Below are 14,344 nucleotides of genomic sequence, written 5' to 3' on the forward strand. Positions count from 1 at the left end.
CTCCTACGACTGCTCCAACGCCGATCCGCTTACACCCAGGCAGGATGACGACGTTGTCTCCAATCCACGACCCAGCGGCGATCTCGCACGCAGTGCGCTCAACATCCTCACTTTCCGAAACGAAGCCCAACTTGGGGTTGTACCAAAATGGATGTAAGCAGGGTGCGTCCAACGGGTGCGCCGCACCGATCCTTCTGACGTGGCGCCCGATGGACACATAGGTGCCGATCGTCGTCAAGCGGTCTGCCGCTCCGGGATCCAGAAGGGAACCGTAGGAGTAATTGCCGACCTCCACCCCGTGATGCTCGCGCAAGACACGCCGCAGGGTCAGAGAGAACATCGGTCCCCCTTCAGCACGCGTGATCGAGTGCAGTATTTGCCGGCGGAAGGGCAATCTCGCGTAAGAGCGCGCGACTATCTGCCCTATCATTGACTGCTTCATCGTCGTTCCTTGCCCGGACATGTCAAACACTTCGCTGCCGCTCGGAAAGATCAGTTCGAGCCTGCTGTCGTCGGTCGACCATCGCTCGACGCCAAGTGCCAACGATGGCTTTGAGCGCGCTCGCAGGCATCCTGCGCGTTTGTGCGATCAGACCGAACCCCTGGTAGTTGGGCACCGCGAAGCCCGCTAGAGCCCGACCAAGAAGTCTTCCTGCAAGGGTTGCTCCGCGTCGCCGCTGCAACGGCTGCATCCGCTTTGCTTCGTTCAAGTCGATGGCCGACAGCTCGACGATGCCCTCATTCTTTGCCTTGATCAGGAGATCGTGCCCGCGGCGTGTGCGCGCCAACACGATCGAATTACCCTCTGCTTCATCGAACTTCGGATACCCGTCGGCGTCGCCAACCCAGAAGTCACCAACCGCTACATCCGCACTGTCGCCTGTGCCATGCGCGCACAGTTTGCATCTTGTCTGTAACTGCTTACCAAGCGTTCCGCCCCAAGATTCGGGGTAGCTCATACTCTCTGTTCTGCCGGCGGTGTCCGTCACCGTGAAGCGCCCGGGCCAGCCGTCTCCGCGGTACTTGAGGCTCGTGACCTGCTCTTCCTCGACGCCGAGGCCCGCAATGAGCGCGTCCGTACCTTGCTGGCTCGGCGTACCCGCGCAAAAGAAACTGAGAAGCAAGGGTTGCTGTCCGGGGGGGTCGTCCGCTCCTTCGAAGTGCTGCCTCACCGCAGCGGCTTCGCAGGGCTTGCCCACGAGGACGTCGTTTGCCGAGGCGCTCCCGAGAGCGGGAATGTTAGCGACCGGAGCGTAGCGTGAGGTCGCCGCGGCTTCGACGTCGGCGCGGGTCATGAGCTGGATGGGGACGGACCGGGAAGGTCGTTCAGTGGAACCAGAACTCGCGACGATCTTGCGGTTGGTTCCATCACGCCGCAGCCAATCGGAGAGCGCGCTCAGCACTCCGGCACTGCTGCCGCGTCTCCGCAGGGCGGGGTCAATCGCCCGTGCTTCCCATGCAGACACGTAGGCGCCGAAGACCGAGTCTCGCTTTGTGTCCGCTTCGGGATGGACCCTCACCCCAACGCCCGGGCACATTCGCCGGAAGGACGCTGCGGCTTCCGGTGGTTCGGGCTGCCCGGGTTGCAACGCCGGTCGTAAGAATCCTTCTTCGTTGAGTTTCATCTCGACGCCCGGAAAGAGCCACTCACAACCGCCGCAGCCGGTACAGTTACCGTTTTGAACCACTCGTTGGATCTCGGTCTGGAGCGTCATCGAACGGCCTCTCGCAAAGCTGTTGCTGCCTGTGCTAGGCGTTCATCAGCGGCTTGTCTAACTGCGGACAAAATGCTTCCGATGCCATCACCTTCCATCGCTTCGATCGTGGCCAGCGTTCTCTCCGCGACTTCTGGTTCGGTACGAAGATCGACGGAATACTTCCAACCGATATCCGCCAAGAGCGGAGCGAACTTCCTCGAGTAAGCCCAAGGGATGGTCGGGACACCTAAGGAGAGCGCATTTAGGCTCGCATGCATCCTCGCCGCGATGACGAGATTGGCACCGCCGATGGTCTCGCGGGCGGCAGTCAGCGACTCAGGAAGTGCCACCTGGATGCCTGGGACAAGTTCTGTGAGCTCAAGGATCGCGGCGCGATCGTCCACCGTGCTGACGGGGTTGATCACGTGCGCAAGGAGCGCGACCTCCCGGCCTCTGTCGCGCAGGTCTTTCACAAGGCCGACGACTGCTTTGCGGTACAAGTCGTGATCGACGTGTGGATTTGGAAACCACAGCAGGCCGGATACATTGAGCAGCACATCGTGCAACTGCGTTTTGTCTGGGCGGGGTAGCGCGAAAACGACATCGGTAGTTAGCAGATCGGGCGTGCGACCGAGTTCCGTCGCATATGCCTGGCTAACGGAGTCCCGAGTGAGCACAACGGCTGCGGACTTCAGCGTTCGTCGGGCGACCGTGCGCCCGATCCGGGTGTTGAAGGGTCCGATGGTCTGCGGGCCGAGAAGTAGTGGAACACCTTGACGGACGACCGCACGTTGGCCGTACACCATGGTGAATAGTCGCTTGAATCCGTAGATGTCGGCGAAGCTGTCCCCAGCTCCGGAGTCAATGACTGCGTCGTACTGCCTCACCTTTGTCTTGATCGGGCCATTACGGCTCCGCAAGTCTTCCGCAATCGCTCGCAACCCGAACGAAACACTTGAATCGCCCCGCCCGTAATCCTGGAAGTTGACAACCACGTCGTCGCCCCAAGCCTGACGGGCAAGTGCAGCCATGCCTTCCGCCAGAACGCGGACGCCGTAGTTGCCGGACTTGCCGTCGGCCCAAAGGATCAACACGCGCATTTAAGTGTCCCTACTCTGTGAGCGAGATTGCATCTGGAAATCCGCTTCTGTCAAGGGCCTGGCTGGACGTGTGCTTCGCCACCGACGCGCCGACCAGAGCAGGTCCTTGAGCGCGCCCTTCCTCCCCAGAAGTTCCCTCGCCAGCGCCTCGATCAAAAGATTGAGGCCCAACAGCACAAGACCTGTTCGTCCGCGATGCGTGAATGCAACGCGAAGCGCTGCATCCACCTTGCTACGAGCGACCAGCGTGCTGACCGTTCGGCCGCTCTGCCCGCCCTCATGAATGATCGTAGTCGTGCGGTCAAGATTCAAGGATATTCGGGCTTTCCGAGCCCTCAACGAAAGATCCCTGTCCTCGCCGTACAAGAAGTAGTCATCGTCGAACGGCCCAAGGCGTGCTGCTGTGCCCCGGCTCATGCCTATAAAAGTGCCAGGAGCCTTCATGAACCTTGGCAGTACTGAGTTGCTGCCACGTCCAATGAAGTGCCGAGCCACGATTGCGGAAAGTCGCCGAGTCGGGGTGAAAACCCAGGATTCATAGATTCTGTAATCGGCAATACCGGCATCGTCGACGAGGAGCGGAACAGTTATTCCTGGGGAGTTCATCAACGCCCCGATGAAATTCGTTGCTGCCGCCGCCGTTGTAATGCAATCCGGGTTCACGATGAGTGCATAGTCGCCATCCACGGCATGCAGACCAAGATTTACTGCTCGACCAAAGCCGATATTGCCGTGGCCGGACAGGATGATCTGGTCTGGCCGTTCCAGGTACTGCTGGCTGTCGTTCACGACTAAACAGACTGAGGGTTCGACCTGCGCCGTTCTCGCGCCGGACACCAAGCCGTCCACCAAGCGGGCAACCGCTACAGGGTCGTTTCTGAAGGCGACGATGATAATCGCTACGCTTCGCTCGCTGGCTCCGAGACGGGGCTCACCATTATTCATCGACGCTGACCGGCGAAATCGGGAAGTTCGAGCAGCCACTCGCGGACCTGCTGCATCCCCGCGTCTTGGGCGGCCACGAGGTGCTGGCGCCTCCTCATCATCTTCTCCCGAAGGGCGGACCGATTCGCGACTGCTGTAGCTACGCTCCTAGCAATGGCCTCAGCGTTGAGCTGGGTGTATAGAGCTCCTTCTTCGAAGTAGTCCCGCAGGACGCGAGTAGGAGAGGTGATGAGGGGTGTGCCCGAATTGAGGGCTTCATAGCCGGCCGACTGCATGGTGCTCTCCATCGTCGTCAACGCGAGCATCACGGATGCTTTCGAACAGAGTGCGCCGTACTCGTCGCTGTTGACGAAGCCCGTGAACACCACGTTCGACGGCGCAGCTGCCTTGACCGAGTCAGGCGCTCGTCCTGTGAGTACCCATGTCACAGTAGGGACGAGGCGGGCTGCGTCAAGGAGCGCGGCGATCGGTTCGTCTCTCGCATATGTGAAGGGGACAAGAGCGAAGGGACCTTCAGGGACAACGGACGTGGCTGTGTCGTTCACCACAGGAACGACCTCAGCTATGTTCCCGTGTGACACGCGCACGCTCACGCCGGCCGCCTCACAGAAGTCGGCGAGATCCAGGTTCGGCACGATGGCACCGCCATGTTTCTTAAGGAATCTGAGCACCCACCGTTTCGCCCAGGACCACTTCGGGTCAAAGAAAACACCCGAGTGCAAATCTCCGACGACAACGGGCCGTCGCATGAGGACATACGGGCTGATGGCGATCAGGGACAACGGAGGTGGCTGCATCACGACGATCAACTTGGGTCGCTCCCGCAAAAGGATCGCCCACGTCATCAGCGCTTGGTGAACGTATCGCCCGGGCAAGAGTCGTAGGTCACTTCGGACGAAGTAGGGCTTGGTGTTCGTGACAGCCGCGATCTCTCTGCTTCGCCGGTGGTCTCGTATCCAGCTGACGGACACGCCGTCGTGCCGGCTGTTAGCGTCCGTTGCAGCCTCGACCCTCACTTCAGCTCCGTGTACGCGGCGAAGAGATCGTCCGCAAGTCAATTGTCAGATCTGCGGAGACCTCGAGATCTGCTCCATCTCCGTTGTTGAGCGCGAGCACGTCGAAGTTCTGGTCGACGAGCTCTGCTTTGTCGACCAGCAGGCTTCGGAGATCCGGCAGAACGGTCATGACGTGGCCAAGGTTTTGTCCCATCAACGAAGACGTCCTCACCACCGGGTCGTACACGCTAACTTTGAGACCAGATCTGATCAGGCTAGCTACGAGATCAACGTTCGGACTTTCCCGCATGTCATCCGTCCCGGCTTTGAAGGCTAGTCCGACAACGAGGACACGTCCCCCCGGGGGCGCGGCGTCGATGATTCGTTGGCTCTGGAACGCTTTGTGCGATTCGTTTGTTTCAAGCAGAGAGTCGATGAGGCCGACCTGGACGCCTGCATTCCTCGCGATGTACTGGAGCGCCCGAACGTCTTTGGGAAGGCAGGAACCGCCGAAAGCTCCACCAGGACGGGTGTAGTACGGAGAAATGTTGAGCTTTGTATCCGACACGAAAATGTTGTGAACAACGGACGAGTCGACGCCGTAAGCAGCAGACACGCGACCGATCTCGTTGGCGAAAGCGACTTTTGCAGCGTGCCACGAGTTATCGATGAATTTAGTGAGTTCCGCTTCGCGGAAACCGGTCTCGAACAGGGGGGCGTCCAGTTCCGCGTGAAGTTGCTGCATCACATTTGAAGGTTTCGCACCGGCCGTTCCGACGACGATCTTCGGCGGCTGGAAATAATCACTCACGGCGCTCGACTCGCGCAGGAATTCGGGGTTGTAGACCAGTTCGATATCGACGTTCTCGCGAAGGACTGCGTCACTGAATATTGGCTGAATCAACTCCTCCATGGTTCCCGGCTTGAACGTGGACCGGAAAGCAACGGTGATCTTGGTCGCACCAGATGAATCGATAGCTCTGGCGATTTGGCGGGTAGCTTCCGCGATGAAGCCCATATTGTGTGACCCGTCGGGCGCGCTTGGCGTGCCTACGCAAACGATGACAACATCGATCGCACTCATGTTCGGGAGTGCCGTGGAGGCTCGCAGGCGCTCGTCAGACACAGCGCGGGAGATGAGGGATTGAACTTCCGGCTCGGCGATGGGTGAACGGCCGTTGTTGACCGTTTCGACCTTTTCGGCGTTGACGTCGACGCCGACGACGTCATGCCCCTGAGCTGCTAGGCAGGCAGCGGCGGTGACACCCACGTAGCCGAGCCCGATGATTACTACCCGCAGTCTGGTTGCGGTTTGCGGCGTTGTTGCGCTCAAGATGGCACCCCTGATCCATGTGCGCCTGCGTGGCGGCGTCGTCGTCCCTTGACGGAATCTGAAGTTACCACGCTTTTTTCAATTTTCGGCAACGTCTCGCGGCTGAGATGAGGTATATCAATGAAATGTTGTAGCCAGTCGCGGCTAGCCGTCGGCGCGGTTAGGAAGCATTTCCGATCATCGGCTGCTTGTCATGCGTCATAGCGGCGCCCACTAATGCTCCGAACAGCAAAGCGGTAGGTGTCCCGTTGGGCATCGGGGCGACCCACGACTGCATGAACATTCCGAGAAGTGCCGCCCCCAAAGCTGTGGCAAAAACGGGGGTCGACGACGGGCGGAACAAGCTCGACGTGGGTCGAAGCGTACATGCCAGGAAGATTAAGAGGCCAAGAAGCCCTGTCTTTGCCGTCATCCATAAGAAGAAGTTGTGCGCGTAGCGGGAGGCTGCAGTGGCAATCTCGGGTGTTGCGTAGCGGCGCCCGGTGAACTCGGGCTTATAGGGTGAGCCTAGTCCGTGCCCCCAGAATGGCGAGTTGCGGATAGCCTCCCAGAGGTAAGGATCTTCTTGTTGCGTCCGATAAAGCGTCGACTTGTCGGTGGAGAGAGCATCACCGGTGCTCCCAGCGAACACTCGGTCAACGAGACCCGAAAGTTGTTGCGTTAACCAGTTGTTCAAGCCCCCAGACGGATCAAGCAGGCCCAGCGCCCATAGTGACGCCAGGGCAGTGGCGCTAATAGCCAAGCCCCGGGCGACTCTTGAGGCGCTTTGTGCGCCGCGCGAGTGCAGCAGGCCAGCTGCGGCGGCGACAGCCAAGGCGAGAATCGGATTACGGCTGAAGCTCAGGGCCACGATCAGTGCCGACGGCAGCACGAGCGAGACGACCGCGGTGGATGGGAGAGCGCCGCGAAGATAGAGGTACAGACAGACGCACAGCACAACTACCGCAAGGTAAGTCGAACTTGTGATCAGGCGGACTGCGCTCCCGTCGTCCCCCGGCTCGAGGCTAGCGGTCAGCGATCGCTGTCCGAGATCGAGCCCGGTCGTGGATGCGAGCGCCGTCAGGGCCGCGGAGATCCACATCATCGCAGTGAGGACTCGCAAGTAGACGCGCGGTGCCTGCGAAATCTGCCATGCTGCCCTTCCGGCAACGAATATTGCGATGGCCAAGACGAACAGGCGGCGTCCATCGTATAGAATATAAACGGCGTTGGTGTTGGTCGCAAGAGATAGGATTGACGCACTGACCAACAATACGGCGAGCACTGCGGATGAGCTGTCGGTAACTTTTTGCTTTCGTGTTCGCAGTAGCAAACCCGCGGCAGCGAATACGGCGAGAATCTCGTAAAGCTCGACCGAAATGCCAGCGATTGGCAGGGCGCGAGGGATTGACGTTGGCAGGGCGGTAAAGGCGGAGGCGAAGGTAAGGACCGTGATCACCATCGGGTGGTAGATAGCGACCAGCGCCACCACGACCACCACCGCCGCCGCCGCTGCGGCAGCCGGGCCGATCATGAGGACGGTGGCCGCGAAAATCGCTGCGACTGGAGCGCCGATCAAGACGTTGCGTCGCAGGCTGCCCTCGGGTGCGCGCGTCGTGAAGCCCGCGGCGCTCCTCATGTCGGGTCTCGATGTTGCATCAGCGCCCTTCTTCTTGGCATGGGGAGAGTACGCGGATGCGTGCGGCAACAGTCCCGGAGCCTGGTTCCCCGATGCAGAATAACGCTCATCTCGGTGCGGAGTCGCTGAGGCTCGCAGCTCCATGTTGGGGAGGATCGAGGGCGGCTCTCCCTTGAAGCGAGTCTTGCTGGGAGGACTGGCCGGGCGGGATGTGATCTGAGTCGAGGTGGGCGGGTGTTGATCTGCCGGTTTGCATCGCAGCAGGGGAAGCAAGAGTAGGGGGGGGGCACGTCGGTGACGGAGTGATGGTCTTGCAGGGACGGCTTACGTCGCTCCTCGTCCGCCCGTGCGACTCTAATCGTCCGCCAGTGCGACTCTCTGAAGAGTCGAGGGACCCTAGGATTGCGTTATGTTCGACCAGCCCGAGTCGCGACGCACTGCAGTGAGCCGGGGGCCTAGGGCCCGCGTCGTGCTGTGGGCCGTCCTGGCCGTCGTCCTCCTGATGATGCTTGCTGGCGTTTGGGTGGGGGTGCGCGGCGTGCTCGCAAAAGGGCACCTCGAACGGGCGCTGCTTGACGTTGGTTCCTTGCAATCGCAGCTCGAAGGCGGCGACACCAGCGCTGGCAAGCAGATCGCGGACCATCTAGAAGATGAGGCGTCATCGGCCCGTCGGCTTACGGGCGACCCAATATGGAGCGCCGCACAGCACGTCCCGTTCTTCGGTGCGAACCTTCGTGCGGTGCGTGAGGTATCCGTGGTGGTCGACGAGGTTGCCGATGGCGCCATCGTTCCCGTTGCAGGCGTTCTCGGCGAAGTGGGCACTGGTTCTCTTGCTCCTCAGGACGGCAAGGTCGACCTCGAGCCGCTCGTCGGGGCACAACCGGCGGTTGCGCAGGCCGCGAAGACACTGACGAAGGCCGATCGGGACGCGCAAGCCATCGACACGAGCGCCACGCTGTCACCGGTGACCTCTGCGGTGAACCAGTTGCGCAACGCTCTAATATCTGCGGCGACGCAGATGGACATAGCGAACCGCGTCGTGCAGCTAGCGCCGGCGATGCTCGGCCATGACAGTGAGCGGAACTACGTCTTGCTCTTCCAGAACAATGCTGAGCTGCGAGCGGGCGGGGGAATCCCCGGAGCGGTCGCGTTGCTCAACGTGCAGGACGGCGTGATCAAGCTTGAGAACCAGGCGGCAGGCTCATCATTCGGCCCGTATGACGAGCCAGTGTTGCCGCTCGATCCCGAGTCCGTAAATCTCTACGGCGATATCACCGCTCGCTACATGCAGGATGTCACGCTGACGCCCCGCTTTGACTTGTCAGCCAGGCTTGCGCGGGAGATGTGGAAGCAGAAGTTCGGGCAGCAGGTGGACGGGGTTCTGGCGATCGACCCGGTGACCCTCGGCTACATCCTCCGGGCGACCGGTCCGGTCCAGCTCCCGACCGGCGACACGTTGACGTCGGACAACGCAGCCAAGCTCCTGTTGAGCGATGTCTACGCCAAATACCCGGATCCGGACGTGCAGGATGCGTTCTTCGCGTCCGCTGCGAGTGCTGTCTTCGAGAAGGTGTCGAGCGGTGGTTTCGACGCCAAGGCGTTCATCGGTGCGTTGACCGACGGCACGAAGGACGGGCGAATCCGGCTGTGGAGTGCGAACAACGCGGAGCAGAAGCAGATTGAGGGTACCGCAGTAGCCGGCACCCTCCCGACAGCGTCGGTGAAGACGCGGGAGTTCGGTGTCTACCTTAACGACGGCACCGCCGCGAAGATGGACTACTACCTCGACAAGAAGGTGTCGGTCGGGAGCTCAGTGTGTCGGAAGGACGGCCGTCCGACTTCTGTCGTCGAGGTCACGCTGAAGAACACGGCACCCGCCGACGCCGCGGCGAGCCTCCCGCGCTATGTGACGGGCGGAGGTGAGTTCGGGACTGAGCCGGGGAAGATCAAGACCTTAATGTCGGTCTACGCACCACCGGGTGCGATCTACCTCGGCGCCTCCCAGGACGGCAAGGGTGCAGCTCTGCTGACGGCGATGGACGGCGACCACCCGGTGGCACAGATCCAGACGCTGCTCGAGCCGGGCCAGAGCACGACCTTCCGCGTGGCGTTCCTCGGGGAGGCGAAGTTCGCGAAGGCCGGCGTGCAGGCGGAGTCGACGCCCGGCGTTCGTCAGAAGAAGGTCGAGCCGCTGCAGTTCGACTGCGCCGAGCCGGTCCCGGTCGGCTGACGCCGGCGAGTGCACGGACAATAGGTACTCAGTGGCCGCTCTCGCCGCAGGGTGAGACGGCGTTTCGCCGAACTACGCGGCCGATCGTGCCCCCAATTCGGGGGTGCTGCGCGGGCTGAGCGGACTGCTAGCCGCACTCAGTTGCGACCTCGGTCCTCGTGAGGGAGGGCGGGTGGAGACAGCGCGTCGCTCGTGACCTGGGGTTCTCGGCGTCGGGCGCACGGTGCCAGCTGCGGACGGAATCAGGAGCACCTGCTCCCTGGGAACCGATCCAGCGCCTGTTCACGAATTCGTTGCACGAAGGGTGGCAACACTCTGTGAACATCCGCTACATTGAGGGAACTTCGCCAATCGCACGTGCCATGTCTGTGGCCACGGGGGGATTGACATCTGCGGAGGCAGGGCTCTGGTATCAGGGTCTGTCGGATCAGATCACTAGGGGAACAACTTCATGAAGAAGCTCATCGCTGCGGTCGTGCTGGCTGGCGCCGCACTGCTCGCCACTCCCGCCGCTGCCAACGCAGCTGGCTACGCTCCCGACTCGGACGTCTCGATCTCTGGCAACTACGTCGCCGGTGGCATCGTCGTCATCAACTTCAGCGAAGGCGCCTTCCAGAACAACGAGACGGTCAACGTCCAGATCACCGGCGCCGGTGTCAACAACGCCACCCTCGGTGCCCTGCCCGTGACCACCGTCTCGAAGGCCTACACGGCCGGCGCCGACGGCTCGCTCCCCGTTCGCGTCACCCTCCCGGTGGGCGGCTCGGGCAGCTACAACCTGACCGCCACGGGCGCCACCTCCGGTGTCGTCGGTGTCGCGTCCTTCACCATCGCCCCGGCTGACGCTGCTGGCGTTGCCGCCGGCAACGGTGCGGGCACCGGCACCAACGGTTCCCTCGCCTTCACCGGTTCGACCGTCTCCACCCTGGCCCTCTGGGTCGCCGGTGGCGCCGTCGTCCTCGGTGGCGGCCTGCTCGTCGTGCGCGGCTCGGTCCGTCGCCAGCGCGAGACCGTCTGAGCTACAGCTCACTGAGCGGGACCCCCGGAGCCGTCAGGCTCCGGGGGTTTCGTCGTGTCCAGAGGGCTACGTCACGTCACGACGAGGAGGATGCCGACGACGCCGATGACGGCGAGCGACGCGACCACCCAGAGCCACCAGGGGAAAGCGGAAGGACGACGGTACTGTCTGCGATTCGGGTTCACACGCCGACCGTAGGGCGGTGAGGTGTCCGGCGGACGGACACTGCGCCTCCTGGCAGGTGCACGCGGAGGATTCTCGGCTGGCCGTCACACGTCGGACACAGCGGCGGGCGCCTTCGGCAACTCCCACACCTCTGCATACCGCTCCCGCACGAGCGGCCAGACCTGCGCGACCGCGTCATCGACGGAACGCACCGAGTCGCTGAGCGGCGGGGTCAGCACGAACTCGTGGGGGATGGGCCGCCCGGAGCGGTCCCGGCGCCCTTCAGGGTCGGGGAAGCGCACGGCGAGCATCCCGGAGCGAGGACGGACGACGGCCGGCACGTCACGTACCCCGTCGAACGCCTGCTCATAGCGGGCGAGCGGGTCCTGCCCCGGCTGCTCGGTCGACAGGAAGCGGAAGCCCCACGTGCGGCCCCGGGTCGCCCAGATGAAGCTCACGACTCACCCCGGCGCAGCACGCGCTGCTCGACCCCGCGGTCCAGGTCCTCGGCGAAGCGCGCGAGCACGCGAGAGGTGAACTCCTGCTCGGCCACCGCCTCGTCCTTGATCTTCGCGACGCGCTTCGTGGCGAAGCTGACGGCCCGAGAGCCGATGCCGCCACCGATCCAGCCCGCGGCCGCACCGACGAGCGGGGACTTGCCGTAGCGCGAGGTCGCCAGGAACCCCACGACGGGCCCGACGAACTTCAACAGCTGCTCCGCCACCTGCGCCCCGCGCTGCCGGGTCGTCGCCCACTTCGCGAAGCGCTCGAACGGCAGCATCGCGGTGATGGGCAGGAGCAGGTCCACCCCGGTCCGGGTCGTCACGTCGATGTTCCCCGGCTCGAACTTCGCCGACGACAGCAGCAGGAAGTCCTCACCGACGTCGAGCGCGTCCGGGTCCTGCACGAAGCTCTGCAGCACGTCGCGGAGTTCGTCGAGTTCGCCGCCGACCTTGCCGATGACGAGCTCCCGGAACGCCTCGACGTCGATGTCGGGCAGCAGGTCCGCCTTGGAGAGCGCCAGGGTCCAGATCCGCGGGAAGCGGGTGAGCCGCTTGCCGTCCTCGAGCACGTCGTCACGAAGGGCGTAGAGCCCGGTGTGGAAGTCGGTGATCAGGGCCTTCAGGTAGCGCTCTTCCTCGCCGGCGTGCTCGGCGAGGAGCTGCCCGTCGACGAGCAGCACGGCGACGTCGGCGCTGAGGAGCGACCGGAAGGTCTCGACCCGGCGCGCGGCCTCGTCGGCGGAGCTCGGGTCCTCCTCGAACCACTCGCCGGGGTAGTCGTGCCACACGATCCGCAGGGGCTTCATCGCCTTCTGCCTCGACCGGCCCTTCGGCAGGGAGTCCGCCGACGGCTCGATGACGAAGCGGTACGAGGTCGAGGCGAACCGGGTCGGGCTGGGCACGGTGTCGCCGTCGCGCATGCCCAGGTAGTTGCGGTGCAGCGTGCGGCCCTGGGCACGGTCCTCGGCGGTCACGGCGAACCGGTTCGATCGTCGGACGCTCGGCTCCTGGGCGGAGCCGTAGAACGACGAGAGCAGGACGGTCTTGCCGCTGCCACTCCCTCCGAAGACGGCGATGTGCTGCTCCACCATCGGGGTGCTGTTCGAGGCCATGCATCGACCGTAGGCGGGGGCACGTGCGGAGAGGCTGAGCCGCCCTCGAGTGGATGAGCCGCGAGCGGCCGTCAGCGCCGTCGCCGCGCGGCCACCCCGAGCAGCACGACTCCGAGCAGCGCCCCGACGACGGCGCCCATCGTGTTCGCCACCACGTCGTCGATCGTCGCGAACCGCGCCGGCAGGAACAGCGCCTGCCCGGTCTCGATGGCGGCGCTGACGAGCAGCCCCGCCGCCGCGCCGGCCCACCACCAGCGGGCCCCGGCGAGCAGCACGACGAGCAGCCCCAGCGGCACGAAGAACGCCACGTTCGCCAGGGACTCGAACAGCTCGTACCCGAACCAGCTCGGCGCTCCGCGCCGTTGCGCCGCGGCGACCACACGGGCGAGCAGCGGTTGCACGCGTGCGTCGACCGGGGTGCCCCAGAACCCGATGAGGACCACCGCCACTCCGTAGCCCACGGCGAGCACCCCGGCGACGCTGCGGCTCCGCCCGGTCGCGTGCGCGCTCGTGCTGCCGTGGCGCCGCAGGGCGCTGCCGGAACCGGCCGTGCGGCCGACGGACGCCGGCGGCACGTCGTGCACGCGGTCGTCCGGTCGATCAGGGGTCACGGGGAGTGACGCTACCGGGGCGGGCCTCCAGGCCGGGTCCGCCGGCCGGCGGATCTCCGCAGGGGAGGCCCGGCCTGTGTCCGCCGCGTTTCGTCCAGATCGCGAGTACCCCGCTTTGTCCCCTGTACCCCAGAAACGTGACGTGTTGTCCCGGTTTTCCGGGGCTCGATACCGACGCGGATCAGGAGAACCCGTGAATGCACGGGGCTGGCTGGTGGGGCGGGGACGTCCCCCGTACCGTTGATCCCGCAAGCAGATGTACCCCAGAACGTGAAGGAGCAGGGCCATGACGATCATCAGCCACGACGTGCACCAGGTCGAGGTGACCCTCGACACGGACACCGTCGACACGATCGCCGTGCTCGAGGCCCAGGTGGCCCACACTCCCTCCCGCGCCATGCTCACGTGGACCGAGGTCGAGACCGGCCTCTGGTCCGCCAACTACGGCGGCTACTTCGGTGGCACGGTCGACAAGCGGGACGGGCACTACTTCGTGTCCGACACGTTCGGCCAGTACGTCGGGGACTTCCGCTCGCTGGAGGACGCACAGTCGCGTCTCGCCGAGCGCCTGCACATCGTGCTCCCGTCCGTCATCCGACCGGTCGACTGACCGAACCCGACACGGAGCACGCAGAAGCGAAGCACCACCCGGAGGCCTGACCTCCGGAACAGCATGACCGAGGCCCCGCCGGAACACCGGCGGGGCTTCGACGTTGCCGGGGAGGCGAGCCGGAGCGGGGACGAGGCGCAGGGCCAGTACCGGCCCGCGGCGGCCCGGTGTCCTGTCCCCAGTCCGGGGGCGTGTACCCCGCCGTCTGGCGCTGGTCCCCCCTACTGGGGACTCCGCTTGTCCCCATACGGCTTCAGCTTCCTGCCAGGATCGGGATCGGCGTCGGCTGCCGTTCCCCGAGTCCCTCGGGCCCTCGAACGCGCCAGGCGCGCTGTCTCGACCCGAAAGTGACCCATGCTGCCTGCTCCCCAGGGCTCCGCCGTGCCCCGCCGCACCGACCTCCGCCG

12 protein-coding genes are annotated in these 14,344 nt (G+C 64.0%); 3 read left to right on the forward strand and 9 right to left on the reverse strand.

Going from position 1 to position 14,344, the window contains the following annotated elements:
• Nucleotides 1–464: 464 nt before the first annotated feature.
• The 6 genes from DEJ34_RS02705 to DEJ34_RS02730 form a co-directional block, all read right to left on the reverse strand.
• Nucleotides 465–1,715, reverse strand: coding sequence for a Coenzyme F420 hydrogenase/dehydrogenase, beta subunit C-terminal domain (locus DEJ34_RS02705; protein ID WP_110911357.1), 1,251 nt, complete (start codon nucleotides 1,713–1,715; stop codon nucleotides 465–467).
• A complete protein-coding gene (locus DEJ34_RS02710; RefSeq protein WP_110911358.1) occupies nucleotides 1,712–2,797 on the reverse strand; it encodes a polysaccharide pyruvyl transferase family protein in 1,086 nt (361 codons plus the stop codon). Before DEJ34_RS02710 ends, DEJ34_RS02705 begins: the two co-directional genes overlap by 4 nt.
• Nucleotides 2,798–3,586 (reverse strand): glycosyltransferase family protein, encoded by a 789-nt coding sequence (locus tag DEJ34_RS02715; RefSeq protein WP_146236920.1) that lies wholly within the window; start codon nucleotides 3,584–3,586, stop codon nucleotides 2,798–2,800.
• Nucleotides 3,587–3,738: 152 nt separating this feature from the next.
• Nucleotides 3,739–4,587, reverse strand: a complete 849-nt coding sequence (locus DEJ34_RS02720; protein WP_146236921.1) for a glycosyltransferase — start codon at nucleotides 4,585–4,587, stop codon at nucleotides 3,739–3,741.
• A 172-nt stretch (nucleotides 4,588–4,759) separates the two neighbouring features.
• Complete coding sequence (locus tag DEJ34_RS02725) at nucleotides 4,760–6,070, reverse strand: nucleotide sugar dehydrogenase (protein WP_110911360.1); 1,311 nt, start codon at nucleotides 6,068–6,070, stop codon at nucleotides 4,760–4,762.
• Between the two features lie 160 nt (nucleotides 6,071–6,230).
• Nucleotides 6,231–7,688 carry an O-antigen ligase family protein gene (locus tag DEJ34_RS02730; protein WP_181422248.1) on the reverse strand — a complete coding sequence of 486 codons (1,458 nt, stop codon included), beginning with the start codon at nucleotides 7,686–7,688 and terminating at the stop codon, nucleotides 6,231–6,233.
• Between the two features lie 409 nt (nucleotides 7,689–8,097).
• Between DEJ34_RS02730 and DEJ34_RS02735 the strand changes: the two genes are divergently transcribed.
• A complete protein-coding gene (locus DEJ34_RS02735; protein WP_110911362.1) occupies nucleotides 8,098–9,918 on the forward strand; it encodes a DUF4012 domain-containing protein in 1,821 nt (606 codons plus the stop codon).
• A 451-nt stretch (nucleotides 9,919–10,369) separates the two neighbouring features.
• A complete protein-coding gene (locus DEJ34_RS02740) occupies nucleotides 10,370–10,936 on the forward strand; it encodes a sortase (RefSeq protein ID WP_110911363.1) in 567 nt (188 codons plus the stop codon).
• A gap of 269 nt (nucleotides 10,937–11,205) precedes the next feature.
• Here the strand turns inward: DEJ34_RS02740 and DEJ34_RS02745 are convergent, their stop codons facing one another.
• The 3 genes from DEJ34_RS02745 to DEJ34_RS02755 form a co-directional block, all read right to left on the reverse strand.
• Nucleotides 11,206–11,559: a hypothetical protein gene (locus DEJ34_RS02745; RefSeq protein WP_110911364.1), complete on the reverse strand. Its 354-nt coding sequence runs from the start codon at nucleotides 11,557–11,559 to the stop codon at nucleotides 11,206–11,208.
• The gene (locus tag DEJ34_RS02750) at nucleotides 11,556–12,716 is read right to left on the reverse strand and encodes an ATP/GTP-binding protein (RefSeq protein WP_258368317.1); all 1,161 of its coding nucleotides are present in this window, start codon (nucleotides 12,714–12,716) and stop codon (nucleotides 11,556–11,558) included. Before DEJ34_RS02750 ends, DEJ34_RS02745 begins: the two co-directional genes overlap by 4 nt.
• A gap of 71 nt (nucleotides 12,717–12,787) precedes the next feature.
• A complete protein-coding gene (locus DEJ34_RS02755; protein WP_181422249.1) occupies nucleotides 12,788–13,327 on the reverse strand; it encodes a VanZ family protein in 540 nt (179 codons plus the stop codon).
• 286 nt (nucleotides 13,328–13,613) lie between these two features.
• On the opposite strand from DEJ34_RS02755, the gene DEJ34_RS02760 reads away from it, so the two are divergent.
• On the forward strand, nucleotides 13,614–13,937 hold the full coding sequence (locus DEJ34_RS02760) for a hypothetical protein (RefSeq protein ID WP_110890758.1): 324 nt from the start codon (nucleotides 13,614–13,616) through the stop codon (nucleotides 13,935–13,937).
• Nucleotides 13,938–14,344 lie beyond the last annotated feature (407 nt).

Source organism: Curtobacterium sp. MCPF17_050 (genome assembly GCF_003224435.2).
Lineage (GTDB): Bacteria > Actinomycetota > Actinomycetes > Actinomycetales > Microbacteriaceae > Curtobacterium.